Annotated in this window: 3 protein-coding genes and 1 pseudogene; 1 reads left to right on the top strand and 3 read right to left on the bottom strand. The window is 70.9% G+C overall.

What is annotated here, in order from left to right:
• Positions 1 to 14: 14 nt before the first annotated feature.
• A complete protein-coding gene (locus tag FL311_RS24850) occupies positions 15 to 19,985 on the top strand; it encodes a non-ribosomal peptide synthase/polyketide synthase (RefSeq protein ID WP_228557054.1) in 19,971 nt (6,656 codons plus the stop codon).
• 75 nt (positions 19,986 to 20,060) lie between these two features.
• Here the strand turns inward: FL311_RS24850 and FL311_RS24845 are convergent, their stop codons facing one another.
• The 3 genes and pseudogenes from FL311_RS24845 to FL311_RS45320 all read right to left on the bottom strand — a co-directional run.
• Positions 20,061 to 21,452 (bottom strand): MATE family efflux transporter, encoded by a 1,392-nt coding sequence (locus tag FL311_RS24845; RefSeq protein ID WP_141328603.1) that lies wholly within the window; start codon positions 21,450 to 21,452, stop codon positions 20,061 to 20,063.
• A 156-nt stretch (positions 21,453 to 21,608) separates the two neighbouring features.
• Complete coding sequence (locus FL311_RS24840; protein WP_141328601.1) at positions 21,609 to 22,448, bottom strand: DedA family protein; 840 nt, start codon at positions 22,446 to 22,448, stop codon at positions 21,609 to 21,611.
• Between the two features lie 16 nt (positions 22,449 to 22,464).
• Positions 22,465 to 22,683: pseudogene (locus FL311_RS45320) on the bottom strand (hypothetical protein); the annotation flags it as partial.

Genomic DNA, 22,683 nt, shown 5'->3' with positions numbered 1-22,683 from the left:
TCCCTCCCCTCCCCATCCAGTACGCGGATTTCGGCGCGTGGCAGCGCACCGCCATCCTCGAAGGCCGCTTCCCCGAGCAGGAGTCCTGGTGGCGTCAGCGGCTCGCGGGCATGCCCAGGCAGCTCGACGTCCCCACGGACCGCAAGCGTCCGGCGAGCTGCCCGCTCACCTCCGTGCGCCTGCCCGTGGAGTTCCCACGCGCCCTGGCCCGCGAGCTGGGCGCGTTCGGCAAGCGCGAAGGCTACACGTCGTACATGCTGGTGCTCGCCGCGTGGCAGACGCTGCTGCACCGCTACAGCGGGCAGACGGACATCATCGTCGGCACGCCCATCGGCAACCGCACCCGGCCGGAGCTGCTGCCGCTCATCGGCTACGTGGCGCACTCGGCGGCGTTCCGCACCAGCTTCGCGGATGACCCGACGTTCCGGGACCTGCTCAACCGCGTGAAGCAGGAGCTCAACGAGGTCCAGTCCCGTCCGGACGTTCCCTACGAGTACCTGGTCGAAGCGCTCATCCCGGGCAAGGACATCGGCCGGGGCCGCATGGCCGACACCGTCTTCGTCTTCCACAGTGGCATCAGCGGCGGCGCCGCGGCCTTGGAGATGACGGGCGTGCGCGGCTCCATCGTCGAGGTCCCGGACGGTCCGGTGCAGTGGGGCACCACCCTGTCGGACCTGACGCTCGTGCTGGGTGACGAGTCCGGCCGGGTCCACGGCGCGCTCGAGTACGCGACGGAGCTGTTCGACGAGAGCACCGCGCAGGGCCTGGTCGACCATCTGCACGTGCTGCTCGCGTCCGCGATGGCCCGGCCCGACGAGCGGGTCTCCCGACTGCCGCTCGTCACCGAGGCCGAGCGCTCCGCGTGGCCCGCGCCACGCCCCACGCAGGTCATCACCTCCATCCCGGCACAGCTCTCCGAGCGGGCGAAGCGGGATTCCAACGCCGTGGCCGCGCTCGTCGGTGAGAAATCCTGGACCTGGGCGGAGCTGTCCCGTCGCGCGGTGAGCGTCTCCGCGAGACTGCGCGCCAGCGGCTTGAAGAGCGGTGCGACCGTCGCGGTCTGCCTGCCCCCCTCCCCTGACAAGCTGGCGGTCCTCTGGGGTGTGCTCGACGCGGGTGGCGCGGTCGTGGCCCTGGGCGCGACGGACCTGGGTCGACTGTCGACCTATGCGTCCCAGGACGCCGCGACGCCCCTGCTCATCACGTGGCGTGGTGTCGTCACGTCCTCCAAGCTGGACGCCTCGCGCGTGCTGTACGTGGAGGAACTGGAGACCACCGCATCGGTGAACCCGAGCGTGACTCGCGCGGACGCCCCCGCGTGGCTGTTGCCCTCGGGGACGAACCAGCCCGCGTGGACGCTGGACCACCACGCGCTGGCGGACCTGTTCACCGCGATGGATGCGCGGTTGCGTCCGTCGGAGGGCGGCACCTGGCTGGCGGCGCTCGACACGTCGACCGAGCGGCCGGAGCTGGAGATGCTGTGGGCGCTCTCGCGCGGCCTGCGCGTGGCCTTCCCCTCCGAGGCCGTGACGGCCCGGCTTGTCCGACTCCAGGGCGGCGGACCGCGCACCCAGGCGATGGACATGAGCCTCATCTACTTCGCCAACGATGAGGACTCGCTCACGGGGCCGAAGTACGAGCTGCTCATCGAGGGCTCGAAGTTCGCGGACGCGCATGACTTCTCCGCCGTGTGGACGCCGGAGCGGCACTTCCACTCGTTCGGCGGTCTGTACCCGCAGCCGGCCGTGGTGGCCGCGGCCATTGCCACCGTCACCAAGAACCTGAAGCTGCGCTCCGGCAGCGTCGTGCTCCCGCTGCACGACCCGATGCAGGTCGCCGAGCAGTGGTCCGTGGTGGACAACCTCTCCGGCGGCCGCGTGGGCCTGTCGGTGGCCACGGGCTGGCACGTGGCGGACTTCTCCTTCGCCCCGGCGAACTTCGAGGACCGCCGCAACGTCCTGATGAAGCACCTGGAGACGCTGCGCTCGCTCTGGCGGGGTGAGAAGCAGAAGCGCGTGGGTGGCGGCGGCGTGACGGTGGAGGTGGCCCTGCGTCCGAAGCCCGTGCAGCGCGAGCTGCCCGTGTGGCTCACGGCCGTGGGCAACCCGGAGACCTTCCGTCTGGCCGGCGAGGTGGGCGCGGGCGTGCTCACGGGCCTGCTCGCGCAGTCCATCGACGAGCTGAAGTGGAAGGTCGCGATGTACCGCGAGGCATGGCGCCGCAACGGTCATCCGGGCCGTGGCCACATCACGGTGATGCTGCACGCGTTCATCGGTGACGACGAGCAGGAGGTGCTGCGCACGGTGCGCAAGCCGCTGCTCGGCTACTTCCGCAGCTCGGCCGAAATCACCGCGTCGCTGCTGGCGGCCCAGGGCCACCAGGGGGAGATCGACAAGGTCTCCGAGGAGGACATCAACACGCTCCTGGAGCACACCTTCGAGCACCACGCGAAGGGCACGGGCCTCATCGGCACCGTGGAGAGCGGGTTCAAGCGCCTGCTCGATGTCCGTGAGGCGGACGTGGACGAGGTGGCCGCGCTCATCGACTTCGGCCTGGACACGCCCATCGTCCTGAAGGGGCTGGAGAAGCTGGCCGTGCTCCGCCAGAAGCTGGTGCAGGAGGCCGCGTCCCGCCACGAGCAGGTCGTGGTCGAAGGCGACCAGGGCGTGAGCGAGGTGCTGGAGCTGGCGCGTCGCTCCGGCCAGGTGTTGCTGCACACATCGGCGCGACTGGCCCGCACGCTGACCGAGCTGCCCGGTGCCCGTGAGGCGCTGAGCCCCGTGGGCGCGCTGGTGCTCGATGGGGCCTCGGCCGAGCTGGCCACGGCGCTCGCGAAGAGCTCCGGGCTCCAGGTACTGCTCGCGGGAGCGCCACGTGAGGGCGCGCTGCTGCCGCGTGCCCCCGAGGAGCGCGTGCCCGCGGGGCTGCGCCCGTGGATCCTCGACTCCGCGGGGCTGCCTGTGCCCGTGGGCGTCGTCGGTGAGCTGGCGCTGGAGGGCGCGGGTCTTCCCTCCGGATTGTGGCGCTCCGAGGACGAGGAGCGTCGTCGACTGGTGGCGCATCCGAAGGGCGCGTCGTCCCAGCTGTTCCGCACGGGACGCCACGCGCGACTGCGCGCGGATGGTCGCCTGGAGCCGGTCAACGTCCCGGTGCCCAAGGCCCCTGCCCCGGCAGCCAAGGCCCCGCCGCCCGTGCGGACCGAGGCTCGCCCTGTCGCCGCGCCCGCCGTGCCCACGGGGATTCCTCGCGCACGCAGGGACAAGCCGCTGCCGCTGTCGTTCGCGCAGCAGCGCCTCTGGTACCTCCAGCAGTTGGACCCCACGAGCACGGCGTACAACAACAGCTCCAGCTTCCGGCTGGTGGGGCCGTTGGACACCGCCGCGCTCCAGCGTGCGCTCGACGAGCTGATGCGTCGTCACGAGGTGATGCGCACCACGTACCAGCTCACCGAGACGGGGGCGACGCAGGTGGTCCAGCCCGCGACCGGGCTGCCGATGCCGCTGGAGGACGTGCCCGGCGAGACGCCCGAGGCCCGTGAAGCCGCGATGCTTCGCCGCTGCGAGGAACAAGGCGCCTGGGTGTTCGACCTGGCGCGCGGCCCGGTCATCCGCGCCGTGCTGCTGCGCATGGGACCGCAGGACCACGTGCTCAACCTGGTCATGCACCACGTCATCTCCGACGCGTGGTGCTCGCTGGTGCTCGCGCGCGAGATGTCCGTGCTCTACGCCTGCTACAACGCGGGCATCGAGTCGCCGTTGCCCGAGCTGCCCGTGCAGTACGCGGACTACGCGGTCTGGCAGCGCGAGTACCTGGAAGGCGTGGTGCTGGACGGGCAGCTCCGGTGGTGGAAGGAGCAGCTCCTCGGTGTCCCCGCGCTGGAGCTGCCAACGGACCGACCGCGTCCGGCGGTGCAGTCCTACGACGGTGGGAGCCTGCGCTTCGTGGTGGGCCGCGAGGTGGCGGAGCCGCTGCTCGCGCTGGGCCGCAAGGAAGGCGCCACGTCCTTCATGGTGATGCTGGCGCTCTACCAGGCGCTCCTGGGTCGTCACGCGGGCCAGGACGACTTCGCCATCGGCATCCCCATCGCGGGTCGTACGCAGCCCGAGACGGAGGGGTTGATCGGCTGCTTCGTCAACACGTTGGCGATGCGCACCCAGCTCACCGAGGCCCCGACGTTCCGTGAGCTGTTGGGCCGGGTGAAGAAGCAGTCCCTGGGCGCGTTCTCCCGGCAGGATGCGCCGTTCGAGCGGCTCATCGAGCTGCTCCAGACGCCGAGGGACCAGAGCCGCACGCCGGTCTTCCAGGTCGTCCTCAACGTCATCAACACGCCGCCCGCGGAGACCTCGCACCAGACGCTCAAGCTGAGCCAGCTGGATGTCGCCACCGGCACGTCGAAGTTCGACTTGAGCTTCGAGGTCGTCGAAGGCCAGGGCGAGCTCCACTGCCGCTTCGAGTACGCGGCGAAGCTGTTCGATGAGTCCACGATGAAGCGACTGGTCGAGCACCTCTCCGTGCTCGCTCGCGCCGTCGTCGCATCTCCGGACCTGCCGGTGCAGCGCCTGCCGCTGATGGGTGAGGCGGAGCGGCAGCAGGTGTTGGTGGGTTTCCAGGGGAGGACGGAGGCGTACCCGAAGGAGGCGACGCTGCACGCGCTCATCGAGGCGCAGGTGCGACGCACGCCGGAGGCGGAGGCGGTCCGCTTCGAGGGAAGCACCCTCACCTACGCGCAGCTGGATGCACGGGCGAACCAGTTGGCCCACCACCTGCGGACGTTGGGAGCGAAGCCGGGGGTGCTGGTGGGGGTGTGCCTGGAGCGCTCGCTGGAGTTGGTGGTGGCGCTGCTGGGAGTGCTCAAGTCGGGAGCGGCCTACGTGCCGTTGGACCCGGCGTACCCGCGGGAGAGGTTGGCGGGGATGCTGGAGGACGCGGACGCGCCTGTCCTCGTCACGCAGGAGAAGCTGAAGTCGGTGCTGCCGACGACGGGCGCGCAAGTGGTGAGCCTGGACGGCGGGTGGGCCGAGGTGGCCCGACAACCGGTGGGGTACCCCGGTTGGGAGGCGGAAGCGGGCTCGCTGGCGTACGTCATCTTCACCTCGGGCTCCACGGGCCGTCCGAAGGGGGCGATGAACGCGCACGCGGGCATCGTCAACCGGCTCTTGTGGATGCAGCAGGAGTACGGGCTGACGGCAGCGGACACGGTGGTGCAGAAGACGCCGTTCAGCTTCGACGTGTCGGTGTGGGAGTTCTTCTGGCCGCTGCTGACGGGGGCGAGGTTGGTGGTGGCGAAGCCGGGAGGGCACCAGGAGCCGGCGTACCTTGCGAAGCTGCTGCGAGAGGAGCGAGTGACGACGGTGCACTTCGTGCCGTCGATGCTGAGAGCCTTCCTGGAGGAGCCGGGCCTGGAGGGGCTGAGCCACCTGCGGCGGGTGGTGTGCAGTGGAGAGGCGCTGACGGCGGAGCTGGTGGCGAAGGCGCACGCGCGACTGCCGGCGGGTGCGGAGGTGCACAACCTCTACGGCCCGACGGAGGCGGCGGTGGACGTCTCGTACTTCCACTGCACGCGGGGCACGCCGCGCACGAGCATTCCGATTGGGCGTCCGGTGGCGAACACGCGGCTGTACGTGCTGGACGCGCAGGGCCAGCCGACGCCGGTGGGAGTGCCCGGAGAGCTCTTCATCGGCGGAGTGCAGGTGGGGCTGGGGTACTGGCGCCGGCCGCAGCTGACGGCGGAGCGCTTCGTGCCGGACGTGTACGCGCAGGTGCCCGAGGCGCGGCTGTACCGCACCGGAGACGTGGCGAGGTGGCGGGCGGACGGGACGCTGGAGTACCTGGGCCGCTCGGACTTCCAGGTGAAGCTGAGAGGCTTCCGGATTGAATTGGGAGACATCGAGGCGGCGCTGCTGTCACACGCCTCGGTGCGAGAAGCCGTGGTCCTCGTGCGCGAGGACTCCCCGGGTGACCAGCGTCTCGTCGCCTACGTCACGGGTGACGCCGAGCCGCTGACCGCGTCGCTGCTCAAGACGCACCTCCAGTCTCGGCTGCCCGAGTACATGGTGCCATCGACCTTCACGCACCTGGGTGTGCTCCCGCTGACTCCCAGTGGCAAGGTGGACCGCAAGGCCCTGCCCGCGCCGGAGGCTCCTGTTGCCCAGCCCGGCCGCTACGTCGCACCTCGGACGCCCGTGGAGGAGACGCTCGCCACGCTCTTCGCGCAGGTCCTCGGCGTGGAGCGCATCGGGATTCACGATGGGTTCTTCGAGATGGGCGGTCACTCGCTGCTCGCGACCCAGGTCGTGGTCCGCGTCCGGAGCGCGCTCGGGCTGGAGCTGCCGCTGCGCACCCTGTTCGAGGCCCCCACCGTGGCCGCGCTCGCGGAGCGGCTGGATGCACGTCGTCCGGGAGTGGAGCTGCCGCCGATGGTCCGCGTGGACCGGACGAAGCCCATCCCGCTCTCGTTCGCGCAGCAGCGCCTCTGGCTCATCAGCCAGTTCGCCGGCGCGGTCAGCGCCTACAACATCCCGCTGGCCCTGAAGCTCGAGGGCACGCTGGACCTCTCCGCGCTCCAGCGAGGCTTCGACGCGCTCATGGAGCGACACGAGGCGATGCGCACCACCTTCCGCGCGGACGGTGACACGCCCGTCCAGGTCATCCACCCGGCCTTCCCCCTGCCCTTCCAGTTCGTGGACCTCACGTCGCTCACGAACGCGAAGGAGCGTGAGGCGGAGACCGTCCGGCTGGCGCTCGAAGAGGCACGGCGCCCGTTCGACCTGCTGAGCGGCCCGCTGGCCCGCGCGCTCCTGTTGAAGCTGGGCGAGCAGGAGCACGCGCTGGTGCTCAACATGCACCATATCGTCTCGGACGGCTGGTCCACGGGGGTGCTGGTCCGTGAGATGGCCGCGCTGTACGCGGCGTTCCATGACGAGCGTCCCTCGCCGCTGCCGGCGCTCCCCGTGCAGTACGCCGACTTCGCCGTCTGGCAGCGCGACTGGCTCCAGGGGCCGGTCTTGGAGGAGCAGGTCGGCTACTGGCGCAAGAAGCTCGAGGGCGCGCCGTCGCACCTCGACCTCCCGACGGACAAGCCGCGCCCCGCGCAGCAGTCCTTCCATGGGGCCGCGGCGCTGATGCACCTGCCGCTGCCGCTCACCGAGGCGCTGGAGACCTTCGCCCGTCGCGAGGGCGCCACGCCGTTCATGGTGCTGCTCGCGGCCTTCCAGGTCCTCCTGCAGCGGCACTCCGGACAGGACGACATCCTGGTGGGCTCACCCATCGCCGGACGCCGACTGGCCGAGTCCGAGGCCCTCATCGGCTACTTCGCGAACACGCTCGTCCTGCGCTCCCGCATCCGGGGGCAGGACTCGTTCCGCGCGCTGCTCGCCCAGGTGCGGGACACCACGCTGGAGGCGTTCGAGCACCAGGACGTGCCCTTCGAGAAGCTGGTGGAGGAGCTGCACCCGGCCCGGGACGCCAGCCGCACGCCGCTGTTCCAGGTCTCCTTCACGCTGCACAACGCCCCGCTGCCGGCGCTGTCCCTGCCCGGCCTGACGCTGCGGCCGATGGACCACCACCACGGGGTCATCCGCTTCGACATGGAGCTGTCCTTCCATCGCGAGGAGACGGGCTTCCGCGGCGGCATCAACTACGCCACGTCCCTCTTCGACCACGACACCGTGGCCGCCATGGCGAGCCACCTGCGCGTGCTGCTCGAAGAGGTCATCGCCTCGCCGGACGTCCCGCTCGCCCAGGTCTCCATGCTCACCCGCGAGGAGCGCGACCGGGTGCTGGTGGAGTGGAACGACACCGCGACGAAGACGCCGCGTCCCCCGTCGATTCACGACGCCTTCGCGAAGCAGGCGGAGCGCACGCCCCAGGCCATCGCCCTCACGCACGCGGAGGGCCAGCTCACCTACGCCGAGCTGCGCGCCCGCGCGAACCAGGTCGCGCACCACCTGCACGTGATGGGCGTGCGTCCCGGTGGCCGCGTGGGTCTGTGCGTGGAGCGCTCCCCGGAGCTCATCATCGGCATGCTGGGCATCCTCCAGGCGGGCGCGGCCTACGTGCCCCTGGAGCCGAGCTACCCCACGGAGCGCCTCACGTGGATCATCCGTGAGTCCGGAGTCAGCATCCTCCTGACCCAGGAGCACCTCGCGGACGAGCTGCCCGAGCTGGGCTGCCTGCCCGTCCTGCTGGACGCGGAGTGGCGCGCCATCTCGAAGCAGCCGACCACCGCGCCCGCCATCTCCGTGGGCGAGGAGGACCTGGCCTACGTGATGTTCACGTCGGGCAGCACGGGCCAGCCCAAGGGCGTCTGCGTTCCCCACCGTGGTGTGCTGCGACTGGTGCGCGACAACACGTTCATGCGCTTCGGGCCGGACGAGGTCTTCCTCCAGCTCGCGCCCGTGGCGTTCGATGCTTCCACGCTGGAGGTCTGGGGCGCGCTGCTCAACGGCGGACGGTTGGTCCTCGCGCCGCCGAAGGCGCAGTCGCTCGAATCGCTGGGCGCGCTGCTGAAGAGCTCGGGAGTCACCGCGCTGTGGCTGACGGCGGCCCTCTTCGACCAGGTCGTCCAGCACCAGGGCGAGGCGCTGGCGGGAGTGCGCCAGGTGCTCGCGGGTGGCGACGTGCTGCCCGTGCAGCGCGTGACGGAGCACCTGTCACGAATCGGGCCGGACGCGGTGTTCATCAACGGCTACGGCCCCACGGAGAACACCACGTTCTCCGCCACGCACACGCTGCGGGCCGGGGACACGGTGGGCCGCTCGGTGCCCATCGGCCGTCCGCTGTCGAGCTCCACGGCCTACGTGCTGGACGCCGCGCTCCAGCCCGTGCCGCCGGGAGTCACCGGTGAGCTGTTCGTCGGAGGCGACGGCCTGGCCTGGGGCTACCTGAACCGCCCGGACCTGACGGCCGAGCGCTTCGTGCCGCACCCGTACGCCTCGACGCCGGGCGCCCGCCTGTACCGCACGGGCGACAAGGCGCGCTGGCGCGCGGACGGCACGCTCGAGTTCATGGGCCGCGTCGACTTCCAGGTGAAGATCCGCGGCTTCCGCATCGAGCCCGGCGAGGTCGAGGAGACGCTGCGCCGCTTCGCCGGCCTGCGGGACGTCGTCGTGGTGGCCCGCGAGGACATCCCGGGCGACAAGCGGCTGGTGGCCTACGTCGTCCCGGAGGTCGAGGGCGTGGACGTGGGCGCGGTGAAGACCTTCGTCCAGCGTCAGCTCCCCGAGTACATGGTGCCGTCGGCCATCGTGGAGCTGGCCGCCCTGCCCCTGTCGTCCAACGGCAAGGTGGACCGCAAGGCCCTGCCGGCCCCGGAGGCCCCTGTCTCCAAGGACCCGGCCGAGAACGCCCCGCGCACACCGCTGGAGACGCAGCTCGCGGGCATCTGGGCGGAGGTGCTGCACCTCGACTCGGTGGGCATCCACGACGACTTCTTCGAGCTGGGCGGCCACTCGCTCCTGGCCACGCAGGTGGTGTCTCGCATCCGGGCCACGCTCGGCGTCGAGCTGCCCCTGGGTGAGCTGTTCGGCGCGTCCACGGTGGCAAAGCTCGCGGAGCGCCTGGCCAACGCCACGGTGGCGAAGGCCCCGGCCCTGACGCGCGTGCCGCGCACGACGGACCTGCCGTTGTCCTTCGCGCAGCAGCGGCTCTGGTTCATCGACCAGCTGGAGCCCGGGTCCACGCTCTACAACAACCCGTTCCCGCTGCGCCTGGAGGGCACGCTGGATGAGCGGGCCCTGCGGCGCACCTTCGACGAGCTGGTGCGGCGTCACGAGTCGCTGCGCACCACGTTCCGCGCGGAGGGTGGCCAGGCGGTCCAGAAGATCCACCCGGCCACCTTCGTGCCCGTGCAGAAGGTGGACCTGTCGCGCATCGATGAGGAGGACCTCCGGATGGCGGAGGCCCTGCGGCTGTCGAACGAGGAGGCGCGTCGCCCGTTCGACCTCTCGCGCGGACCGCTGCTGCGCACGCTGCTCATCAAGCTGCGTCCGCAGGACCACATCCTGCTGCTCCACGTGCACCACATCGTGTCGGACGGCTGGTCGCTCGGCGTGTTCGTGCGGGAGCTGACGTCGCTCTACGAGGCGTTCCGCAAGGGGCTGCCCTCGCCGCTGCCGGAGCTGGCCGTGCAGTACGCGGACTACGCCGTGTGGCAGCGCTCGTGGCTGCGCGGCGCGACGCTCGAGGCTCAGGTCGGCTGGTGGAAGCAGCAATTGGAGGGTGCGCCGTACGCCCTGGACGTGCCCACGGACAAGCCGCGCCCGGCGGTGTTCACCCACAAGGGCGCCGTGCTGGACCTGGTCATCCCGCTGAAGCTCAGCCAGGCGCTGGAGTCGCTGGCGCAGAAGGAAGGCGCCACGCCGTTCATGGTGCTGATGGCCGCGTTCCAGACGCTGCTGCACCGGTACTCGGGCCAGGACGACATCCTGGTGGGCTCCCCCATCGCGAACCGCAACGTGGCGGACACGGAGGTGCTCATCGGCTTCTTCGTGAACACGCTGGTGCTGCGCGCGCGCTTCACGCCGAAGATGTGCTTCCGCGAGCTGCTGGCCCAGGTGCGCGAGCGCACGCTCGGTGCCTACGAGCACCAGGGCGTCCCGTTCGAGAAGATCGTCGAGGAGCTGCAACCCACGCGCGACGCGAGCCGCACGCCGCTGTTCCAGGCGATGTTCACGCTGCAGAACGCGCCACTGCCGGAGATCGTCCTGCCGGAGCTGTCCGTGGGGCCCCACCCCATCGACTCCACCAACCTGGCCATGTTCGAGCTGGGGCTGGACCTGACGCGCGCGCCGGAGGGCTTCTCCGGTGGCTTCACGTACAGCACGGACCTGTTCGAGCGCGCGACGATGGAGCGCTTCGCCGAGCACCTGCTCGTGCTGCTGCGAGGCATCGTCGCGAACCCGGGCACTCCGCTGGAGGAGCTGCCGCTGCTGCCTCCCGAGGAGCGCAAGCAGCTGCTGCTGGAGTGGACGGGTGAGCGCGAGCCCCTGCCCGCGGACGCGCGCATCCACGCGCTCCTCGAGGAGCAGGTGCTGCGCACGCCGGACGTCATCGCGGTGGTGTCCGGTGAGGACTCGGTCACCTACCGTGAGCTGGACACGCGGGCCACGCGGCTGGCGTGGCGCCTGCGCGAGCTGGGCGTCGGGCTGGAGACGCGGGTGGCGGTGTGCGTGGAGCGCTCGGTGGAGCAGCTGGTGGCGCTCCTCGGCGTGCTGAAGGCCGGTGGTGCCTACGTGCCGCTGGACCCGGAGTACCCGGCGGAGCGGCTGAGCTTCATGCTGGAGGACAGCGGCGCGCGCGTGGTGGTGGCACGCGGGCAGGTCCGCGAGAAGCTGAGCGACACCACGGACCGCGTCTACCTGGACGTGGACGCCGTGCCCGAGACGGGCGACGTCGCTCCGCTCTCCGTGGTGGTGCCTCCGGAGGCGGCGGCCTACGTGCTCTACACGTCGGGTTCGACGGGTCGGCCCAAGGGCGTCGTGGTGCAGCACCGCTCGCTGGTGAACTTCACCCGCGCGGCCTGGAAGACGTACCCCGTGGAGCCGGGGGACCGCGTGCTCCAGTTCGCCTCCATCAGCTGGGACACCAGCGCGGAGGAGATCTACCCGTGCCTCACCCGAGGCGGGACGCTGGTGCTGCGCACGCCGGACATGCTCGACGTGCCGGAGGTCTTCCTGGCGCGGTGTGAGGCCGCGGGGGTGACGCAGCTCAACCTGCCCACGGCCTTCTGGCACGAGGTGACGGCGAGCCTGGAGGAAGGCCGCGCGAAGCTCCCCTCGAAGCTCAAGTGGGTGGTGATTGGCGGAGAGCGCGCCGCGCCGGAGCGGGTCGCCGCGTGGCGTCGCACGGTGGGCTCCGCCCTGCCCCTGCGCAACACCTACGGACTCACGGAGGTGACGGCGGTGGCCACGGCGGTGGACCTGATGGCGTCCCCGGCCGAGGCGTTCGAGAGCGCCCAGGAGGTGCCCATCGGCCGGCCGCTGACCAACGTGACGACGTACGTGCTGGACAGCGCGTTCATGCCGACGCCCACGGGCGTGGTGGGCGAGCTGTTCATCGGCGGTGAAGGCGTCGCGCGTGGCTACCTCGGCCGGCCGGACCTGACGGCGGAGCGCTTCATCCCGAGCCCCTTCGTCGAGGGTGAGCGGCTCTACCGCACGGGAGACAAGGCGCGCTGGCGACGTGACGGCGGCCTGGAGTACCTGGGGCGCGGCGACACGCAGGTGAAGGTGCGCGGCATCCGCATCGAGCTGGGGGAAATCGAGGCCGCGCTGCGCGCCCACGCCGAGGTGCGCGACGCGGTGGTGCTGGATCGCGAGGACCTGCCGGGCGACAAGCGCCTGGTGGCGTATGTGGTGCCGACGGAGGCGAAGGCGGGCGTGGAGCCGACCCTGGACATCCTGGGCCTCCATGACCACCTGAGGCAGCACCTGCCCGTGTACATGGTGCCCGCGGCCTTCGTGCCACTCGCCGCCCTGCCCCTCACGCCCAACGGCAAGGTGGACCGCAAGGCGCTGACCGCGCCGGATGCGAACCTGCACCGGGTCAGCCGCCAGCATGAGCCTCCCGCGACGCCGCTGGAGGGTCGTCTGGCCGAGCTGTGGCGGGAGCTGTTGAACGTCCCCACCGTGGGCCGTCGCGACAACTTCTTCGAGCTGGGGGGCCACTCGTTGATGGCCACGCGGCTGGTGGCGCGAGTCCGCGAGGACTTCAAGGTGGACCTGGGCCTGCGGGCCTTCTTCGAGTCCCCCACGTTGGCGGGGCTCGCCGAGCGCATCTCCGGCGCCACCTGGGGGGACACGCTCCCCGACCTCGGTGTGGACCGCGGTGATGGGCCGCTGCCGCTGTCCTTCGCGCAGCAGCGCCTGTGGTTCCTGGACCAGCTCCAGCCGGGGATGGCGATCTACAACATGCCCGTGGCGCTGCGCCTGTCGGGACGCGTGGAGCGCGCCGCGTTCCATCGCGCCGTCGACGAGCTGGTGCGTCGTCACGAGTCCCTGCGCACCACGTTCGAGACCGTGGGCGGTGAGCCTCGACAGGTCATCCACCCCGCGCAGCCCGGCAACCTCCGGGTGGTGGACCTCTCCCGCGTCTCGGCGGACGATCGGATGGAGGAGGCCTACCGGCTGGCGCGCGAGGACTCGCTCACCCCGTTCGACCTGCGCACGGGTCCCCTGCTGCGAATCACGCTGCTCGTGCTGGACGCCAAGGAGCACGCGCTGCTCGTGTGCATGCATCACAGCATCTCGGACGGCTGGTCGCAGGCCGTGCTGGTGCGTGAGTTGGTCCAGCTCTACGAGGCCTTCCGGAGCGGTCGTCCGTCGCCGTTGCCGGAGCTGCCGGTGCAGTACGCGGACTACGCCGTGTGGCAGCGCCGGTGGCTCCAGGGAGAGACCCTTCGGAAGCAGCTCGATTGGTGGAGCCAGCAGCTCGCCGGAGCCCCGGGAGCGCTGGACCTGCACACCGACAAGCCGCGTCCCGCGGTGCTCTCGCACCAGGGCACCACGGTGCCCGTGAGCGTGTCCCCCTCGCTCAGTCAGGCGCTGGAGGCGCTGGCGCGCCGTGAAGGCGTCACGCCCTTCATGGTGTGGATGGCGGCGTACCAGGCGCTGCTGCACCGGTACTCGGGGCAGGATGACTTGCTGGTGGGCACGCCCATCGCGGGTCGGCGTCACGCCAGGACGGAGGGTCTCATCGGCTTCTTCGTCAACACGCTGGTGATGCGCGCGAGCTTCACGCCGACGCTCACATTCCGGCGCCTGTTGGCGCAGGTGCGCGACTCCACGCTCGGGGCCTACGAGCACCAGGATGTCCCCTTCGAGCGGCTGGTCGAGGAGCTGCAACCCACGCGCGACCTGAGTCGCACGCCGTTGTTCCAGGCGCTCTTCGCCCTCCAGAACATGCCGAGCGCGGAGCTGACGTTGCCGGAGCTCTCGCTCAAGGGCGTGGAGGTCGAGTCCACCGTCAGTCGCTTCGAGCTGGAGCTGGCCCTGGTCCGCACGCCAGCGGGCTACCAAGGGGCCCTCAGTTTCAGCACGGACCTGTTCGAGCGCTCCACCGCCGAGCGCATGGTGACGCACCTGCTGCGCCTCGTGGAGGCGGCCGTCGCCGAGGCGGACGCGCCGCTGTCCTCCCTGTCCCTGATGGACGCGACGGAGCGTCAGCGCATCCTCGTGGACTGGAACGACACGGCGGCCGACTACCCGTCGGAGTCCACCCTGCCCGCCCTGTTCTCCGAGCAGGCCCGTCGCACGCCCGAGGCGATTGCCCTCCAGTTCGAGGGCCAGCGCCTCACGTACGCGGAGCTGGAGGCCCGGTCGAGTCAGCTCGCCCGGCATCTGTTGTCGCTCGGCCTGGGCCGTGAGCCGCGCATCGCGGTGCTGATTCCTCGCGGGCTGGAGCTTTACGTGGCGCTGCTCGGCATCCTCAAGGCCGGTGGCTGCTACGTCCCGCTCGACGCCGCGCATCCCCAGGTGCGCATCGCGTTCATGCTCGAGGACTCGGGTGTGGCGGGTGTGCTCACGGTGAGCGCGCTGGGGGCCTTGCTGCCCTCGGGCTCGTGGCCCGTGGTGACGCTCGACACCGAGTGGGAGCGAATCTCCCGCCAGTCGACGGAGGCGCCGTTCGTGCCGATGAGCTCGGACAACCTCGCGTACGTCACGTACACGTCCGGCTCCACGGGGACGCCCAAGGGCGTGGCCATCACCCACCGCGGGGTGCTGCGGTTGGTCTCGGGCGTGGGCTTCGCGTCCCGCGAGCCGGGCGAGGTCATCCTCCAGGTGGCGCCGCTGACGTTCGACCCGACGGCGCTCGAGGTCTGGAGCGCGCTGCTCACGGGCGCTCGGCTCGCGGTGTACCCGCCGACGACCCCGGAGGTCTCCGAGCTGGCCCGGGTCATCGACGAGCACCGCGTCACCACGGCGCTGCTGGCCACCGCGCTCTTCGATGTCATGCAGCAGCACGAGCCGGACGCGCTGTCCCGCCTGCCCCGCCTGTGGGTCGGCGGAGACGTGCTGCCCCTGCCCACGGCTCGGGAGCGACTGGCCAAGGGGGGCTCGCTCATCAACGCGTATGGCCCGACGGAGGTCACCGTCGTCACCACGCAGCACGTGCTGCCCGCGGGCGCGTCCATCGACACGGCCGTCCCGATTGGACGCCCGATTCCGAATACACGGGTGTACGTGCTGGATGCGTCGCTGCATCCCGTGCCCGTGGGCATCCCCGGTGAGCTGTTCATCGGCGGCCCGGGCCTCGCGCGTGGCTACCAGGGCCGACCCGCGCTCACCGCCGAGCGCTTCGTTCCGGACCCCTTCTCCACCACGCCCGGCGAGCGCCTCTACCGCACCGGGGACAAGGTCTGCTGGACCGAGGACGGCGCGCTGCGCTTCCTCGGGCGCATCGACCTCCAGGTGAAGGTGCGCGGCTTCCGCATCGAGCTGGGCGAGATTGAAGCCTCCCTCCGTGCGCACCCCGAGGTCCGCGAGGCGGCGGTCGTCGTCCGCGAGGACGTGCCCGGAGACAAGCGCCTGGTGGCCTACGTCGCCACGGCCGACGGCCACGCGCCGAAGGGAGAGGACCCGAAGGCGTGGCTGCGGCAGCGGCTGCCCGAGTACATGGTGCCCGCGCACGTCGTGTTCCTGTCCGCGCTGCCCCAGTCGACGCACGGCAAGGTGGACCGCAAGGCGCTGCCGAAGCCGGACGCCTCGGGGCTCGACACCGGCAAGGCCCACGAAGCCCCGGCGACCCCGGCCGAGCAGCGCCTGGCCGAGCTGTGGAAGGAGCTGCTCCAGGTGTCCCGCGTGGGACGTCACGACAGCTTCTTCGAGCTGGGAGGCCACTCCCTGCTGGCCACGCGTCTGGTGGCGCGCGTCCGCGACGAGCTGGGACAGGAGCTGGGCGTCCGCGCCCTGTTCGAGTCGCCCACGCTGTCCTCGCTCGCGGCGCGCCTCCAGCAGGGCCTGCCCGAGGAGCAAGGGGTGACGGTGCTGCCGCCGCTCGTCGCCGCGCCGAGGAACGGGCCGCTCCCGCTGTCCTTCGCGCAGCAGCGCCTGTGGTTCCTGGACCAGCTCCAGCCGGGCAGCGCGCTCTACAACATCCCCTACGCCCTGAAGCTGACGGGCGAGGTGGAGCTCTCGTCACTCCAGCGTGCCTTCGATGCGCTGGTCCAGCGTCACGAGTCCCTGCGCACGACGTTCCTCATGGAGGACGGTGAGCCGAGACAGGTCATCCACGCGCCGGTGCCTCGGCCGTTCGCGATGGTGGACCTGCGCGCGTCGTCACCGGAGCAGCGCGAGGCCGAAGTGCGACGCGTCATCAGCGAGGACGCGGTGCGCCCGTTCGACCTGTCCACCGGTCCCCTGCTCCGCGTCACGGTGATGCGACTGTCGCAGACGGAGCAGGTGCTGCTGGTGTGCATGCACCACATCATCTCGGACGGCTGGTCCATGGGGGTGTTGGTGCGCGAGCTGACGATGCTCTACACGGCCTTCCAGCAAGGCGGGGCCGTGGAGCTTCCGGAGCTCCCGGTGCAGTACGCGGACTACGCCGTGTGGCAGCGAGGCTGGCTCCAGGGCGGCGCCCTGCGTGCACAGCTCGCCTGGTGGAAGCAGCACCTCGACGGCGCAGCGCCCGCGCTGGAGCTGCCCACCGACAAGCCTCGTCCGGCCGTGCCTTCGTCCAACGGCGCGCTGTTGCCGGTGTGGCTGCCGGCCGCGCTGAGCGACGCGGTGGACGTGGCGACGCAGCGCGAGCGCGTCACCCCGTTCATGCTGTTCCTGGCCGTCTATCAGGCCCTGCTCCAGCGCTACTCGGGCCAGGAGGACGTCGTCGTGGGCTCGCCCATCGCGGGCCGGCGTCACGCGCAGACGGAGGGACTGCTGGGCGTCTTCATCAACACGCTGGCGCTGAGGGCCCGCTTCACGCCGGAGCTGACGTTCAGGGGCCTTTTGTCCCAGGTCCGTGACGCGACGCTCGGGGCCTTCGAGCACCAGGACCTCCCCTTCGAGCGACTGGTGGAGGAGCTCCAGCCCGCGAGGGACCTGGGCCGCACGCCCTTGTTCCAGGCGATGTTCGTGCTGCAGAACGCGCCGTCGCCCGGGGTGTCGCTGTCGGGCCTGACGATCGAGGCGATGGACGTGGAGCTGGCTTCGACGAAGTTCGAGCTCAACCTCCACCTGTTCCGGGCGCCCGACGGCTACCGGGGCGGGCTCTTCGTCAGCACGGACCTGTTCGAGCCCGCCACGGGCGAGCGGCTGGTGCGTCACTTCCAGCAGCTCCTGGAGCGCGCGCTGGCGAACCCGGATGCGCCGCTCGCGACGCTCCCGCTCCTCACGGACGCGGAGCGCCAGCGTGTCCTCGTGACGGAGCCCGCACCCGTGTCGCCGGCACTCCCGTTCCATCGTCTCTTCGAGCAGCAGGCGGCGCGCACCCCTGATGCGCCGGCGCTCCGCTGCGAGGAGCAGGAGTGGACGTACCGTCGGCTCGATGAACGGGCGAACCAGCTCGCGCACCACCTGCGCTCGTTGGGCGTGGGACCGGATGTCCCCGTGGCCCTGTGCCTGGAGCGAGGCGTGGAGCTCATCGCCGCGCTGCTGGCAGTCCTCAAGGCGGGCGGAGCCTACGTCCCGCTGGAGCCGTCACAGCCGGCCGCGCGGCTTCGCGCGCTCGCGGAAGAGGTCTCCGCGCCCGTCGTGGTGACGGCGTCCGCCCATGAGTCGGCCTTCGAGGGACTGTCCCTCCACCGCGTGCGCGTGGACACGGACGAGGCCGTGCTCGCGAGGCAGTCCACCCAGGCGCCGCGAGTCGAGGTCCGGGCCGAGCACCTGGCCTACGTGCTCTTCACGTCGGGCAGCACCGGTCGCCCCAAGGGCGTGGCGGTGTCGCACGGTGCGCTGATGAGCTACGTCCACGCGGTCATCGACCGGCTCGCGCTGACGGAGTGCAAGAGCTTCGCGCTGGTCTCGACGTTCGCCGCGGACCTGGGCAACACGGTGCTGTTCCCCGCGCTCGTCACGGGCGGACTGCTGCATGTGTTGACGCAGGAGCGGGCGCGCAGCCCGGAGGGCATGGCCGAGTACTTCCAGCGCCACGCCGTGGACTGCATGAAGATCGTCCCGTCCCACCTCGCGGCGCTGATCACGGGGGGCGAGACGGGAACCATCGTGCCGCGCAAGCGACTGGTCCTCGGCGGCGAGTCCTCGTCGTGGGCATTGCTGGAGCGGGTGCATGCCCTCGCGCCCGAGTGCCAGGTCTTCAATCACTACGGCCCCACGGAGACCACGGTGGGAGTCCTCGCGGGGCGGGTGGAGCTGCCGCCCGGTGACAAGGCTCCGGCGCAGGTGCCGCTCGGTCATCCGCTGGGACAGACGCGCCTCTACATCCTCGACGCGAGCCTCCAGCCCGTGCCCGTGGGGGTTCCGGGTGAGCTGTACGTGGGGGGCCCGCAGGTGGCGCGGGGCTACCTCGGTCGCCCGGAGCTGACGGCGGAGCGCTTCCTCGCGGACCCGTTCAGCAAGGCACCCGAGGCGCGGATGTACCGCACGGGAGACCGGGTCCGGTGGCTCGAGGATGGCCGCGTGGAGTTCATCGGCCGCGTGGACTTCCAGGTGAAGGTGCGTGGCTTCCGCGTGGAGCCAGGCGAGATCGCCACGGTGCTCCGCGGCCATGGCTCCCTGCGAGACGCCATCGTCGTGGCGCGAGGAGACGGCGCGGACCGGAAGCTCGTGGCCTACGTCGTGGCGTCGTCGTCCGTCGCTCCGGAGGTCCTCTCGCTGAGGACGTGGCTCCAGCAGCGCCTGCCCGAGTACATGGTGCCCTCCGCGTTCGTCACCCTCCCCGCCCTGCCGCTGACGCTCAACGGCAAGGTGGACACCAGGGCCCTGCCGGAGCCCACGCTCGAGGCCTCCAGCCCTCAGGATCTGCTCCCGCCCAGGACGCCGCTCGAGCTCCAGTTGGTGCGCGTCTGGGAGGACGTGCTCGGGGTTCGTCCCATCGGTGTCCGCTCCAGCTTCTTCGAGCTGGGCGGCCACTCGCTGCTCGCCGTGCGCATGATGTCCGCGGTGAGCGAGGCGGTGGGCCGACCGGTGCCGCTGGCCGCGCTGTTCCAGGCGCCCACGGTGGAGCAGCTCGCCGCGTTGCTGCGCGACGGGGCCACGATGACGGGTACCTCGCCGGTGGTCCCCTTCGGAACCCTGCGTCCGGGTGGGAAGACGCCGTTCTTCTGCGTGCACCCCGTGGGCGGCAACGTCCTCTGCTACGCGGAGCTGGCGCGTCGGCTGGGGACGGAGCGTCCGTTCGTGGGGCTCCAGGCCCAGGGCGTCAATGGTGAGGCCACGCCGCGAGGCACCGTCGAGGAGATGGCGACGGCCTACGTGGACGCGATGCGGAAGGTCCAACCGTCCGGCCCGTATCTGTTGGGCGGCTGGTCGCTCGGAGGCGTCATCGCCTACGAGATGGCGCGGCAGCTTCGTGAGCAGGGCCAGCGGGTGGAGCTGCTCGCGCTCATCGACGCGTACGCCCCGGGCGCGGTGAAGGCCCCGGAGCCCTCGGAGATGGACCGGCTCCAGGTCATCGGGATGTTCGTCCAGGACCTGCTCGGCGCCTCGTTGGCCCACGTCGAGCTGGACCTGGAGGCGCTCGCGGCGATGTCTCCGGACGCGGTGCTCGAACACCTGCGTGTCGAGGGCGAGCGCGCCGGAGTCCTGCCCCTCGGGACGGACCCCCGGCAGCTCCAGTCCCTGCTCCAGGTGTTCGAGTCGAACCTGAAGGCCGCGCGGCGCTACGTCCCCCGGCCGACCCTGGAGCGCGTGGTGCTGCTCAAGGCCACCGAGCATGACGCCGAGCTGCCCGCGGATGGCGGCTGGTCCACGCTCGTCGGCGCGGGACTGGAGCGGCACCCCGTGGTCGGCAGCCACTACGGCGTGCTCCGCGCGCCGGGCGTCCAGGCGCTGTCCGAGCGTCTGCATGAGGCGATGAAGCACCTGCCCTGAGCGGGGGCTTCACCCGGGTGGCTGCTGTCCTCGAACCTCGAAGGTCCGAGGCGGCAGCCACCTGAAGCGCGAGACCTACGCCGCCGCGACGACGGGGACTTCCGCCACCGGGGCCAGGGGGGCGACCAGGGACTTCTGCTCCCAGATGCGAGACCGCCAGCGGACCCACATGGAGATGCCGCGGACCCACTCGTCCGCGGCGACCGCCAGCCACACGCCCGCGAGCCCCAGGTGGAGCTTGAAGACGAGCACGTAGCCCAGCGGCAGGCTCATGCAGACCATCGACAGGAAGCCCATGTACACGGTGAACGGCGCGTCCCCCGCCGAGCGCAGCGCGTTCACCAGCACCAGGTTGAACGAGCGCCCCGTCTCCAGCAGCAAGCCGATCACGATGACCTGCGTGGTGAGCCGGACGATGTCGCCATCATGGGTGAACATGCCCACCAGCGGCACGCGGACCAGGATGACGGCCACGTCCACGAGGAAGGTGATGGCCACCGCCCACTTCAGGCTCTGGAGCACCCGCCGGTACGCGTCCTCCGCGCGTCGCGCGCCCACCAGCCGTCCCACGATGATGGCCGTGCCCATGCCGACGGCCAGGCTGAACAGGAACACGTACTGGGAGATGGCGTTCGCGTACTGCCGGGAGGCCAGCGCCGTCGAGCCCAGGAACGTCACGTAGTACAGGAACACCGCCTGGCAGCACTGGTACGTGCCCTGCTCGACGGCGGAGGGCACGCCCACGCGGAGGATCTTCCGCACCATGTCCGAGGTGAACCGGACGAAGTCGCGCGCCTTCATCCGCACGTCCATCACCCGGTACAAGAGCCACACGAACACCACGAGCGCCAGCGCGCGGCTCACCACCGTGGAGATGGCCGCGCCCGCGACCTCGAGCCGGGGCAGCCCCAGCAGCCCGAAGATGAGCAGCGCGTTGCCTCCCACGTGCAGCGCGTTCATCCCCATCGCGATGAACATGGACTCACGCGTGAAGCCGTACGTGCGGATGAGCGCGGAGCACACGTTGATGAGCGCCTGGAGGAAGATGAACCCTCCGGCGATGCCCATGTACGTGCGGGCCTGCGCCAGCACCACGCCCTCCAGGTTCATCCGCGCCAGCAGCGCGTCTCCGCCCAGCAGCAGCCCCGCGCTCACCGTCACGCCGAGCAGCAGGTTCAACGTGATTCCCACCGCGGCGATGCGCGCCGCCTCCTCGGAGCGCCGCGCGCCCAGGTACTGGGACACGACGACGGAGGCGCCGTTGCTCATCACCTCCATGATGAGCAGACAGATGAACAGGAACTGATTGACGACCCCCACCGCGGAGACGGCGTCGTCGGACACACCGCTGAGCATCAGCGTGTCCGCCGTTCCCATCATCATGAAGAGGAGGAGCTCCAGGAGTATCGGCCACGTGAGCCGGAACAACCCCATCCTGGCGGGGTCCTGCGCAGTCGAGAGTGACATGGTTCGCCGCGATGAACGCGGGCGGGGACTAACAGGCGCCTCGATGTGTCGCCAGCCACATCGTGCTCGCCTGCCGCGCGTCACAAGAGCCTCGCGGCTGCTGTGAGCTCAAACCACCTCGCCTCGCTCGCGACGGACGCGCGAGCGGCGCGGGCCTCAGTGCTTCATCAACTCGTGCGACGGGTCCACCGAGACGGTCACCTTCTCCGGCGACGACGTGGAGGCGACCTTGAAGAGCGGGTCGGAGCCGCTGCCCTTCACGGTGTTGCGGGGCCCGGACGTGGGCGCCGCGGGCTCGTCGTTGGACACGGGCGAGGCCGTCACCGCGGTGTTGCCCTGCGCCTGCGCGGCGGCCAGCCGCTTGTTCCGGCTGCGGCGCCACAGGAAGAAGCCCACGGCGGCGACGGCGAGCACACCCATCACGGTGTACTGGCCTTCCTTGAACTTGCTGATGAGCATGTCCAGCTCGCCACCGAAGTGGAAACCGAGCCAGATGAACACCGGCGCGGACAGCAGCGCGGCCAGGCCGTCCCAGAAGATGAAGCGCCAGTAGGACATGCCCACCGAGCCCGCGGTGAAGTACGTCACCGCGCGCACGCCCGGCATGAAGCGGGCGATGCAGACGATCTTCTGCCCGTGGCGCTCGAAGAGCCCCTCCACGCGCGCGCGCTTCTCCGGCGTGACGATGCGCGCGAAGAACCCTCCGCCGCCCTTCGGCGCCTCCTGGGTGGCCCCGGTGCCCCGCCCCAGCCTCCCGCCCAGCCTGCGGCCGGCGAAGAAGATGAGGCTGTCGCCCACCAGGATGCCCATGAAGCCGACCACCATCATCACCGGCAGGCTCGCCGCGCCCTTGTGGGCCAGGAAGCCGCCCAGGATGAGCGAGATGTCTTCAGGCAGCGGCACGCCCAGGCCACAGGCCACGAGGATGCCGAAGACCATGGCGTAGGCAATGAAGCCCTGGGAGTCGCCAAGCAGGGTGGTGAGGAAATCAAGCACGCGTTGTCCCGTCCGTTCACTTCCGAGGGGCCTGCTGGGGCACCGCCCGAGCCAGCCCATCCAGCGCCCACGCATCAACCGGGCGCGCCTCCTCAAAACTCCGCGACAGGGTCTTCAACCCGAAATACCCGTCGCGCCCGGCCGCTTCGTAGGCCCCGGCCGGAGCCCCCGTGGCCGTCAGGGCCAGCGCCCGACTCAGGAGCGCGACCCCGTACTCGTCGACCGTCCCCTCACC

This window comes from Myxococcus sp. AB025B (genome assembly GCF_006518215.1).
GTDB lineage: Bacteria > Myxococcota > Myxococcia > Myxococcales > Myxococcaceae > Myxococcus > Myxococcus fulvus.
The sequence above is the reverse complement of the archived record's forward strand: the minus strand, read 5'-3'. Positions and strand labels throughout refer to the sequence as shown.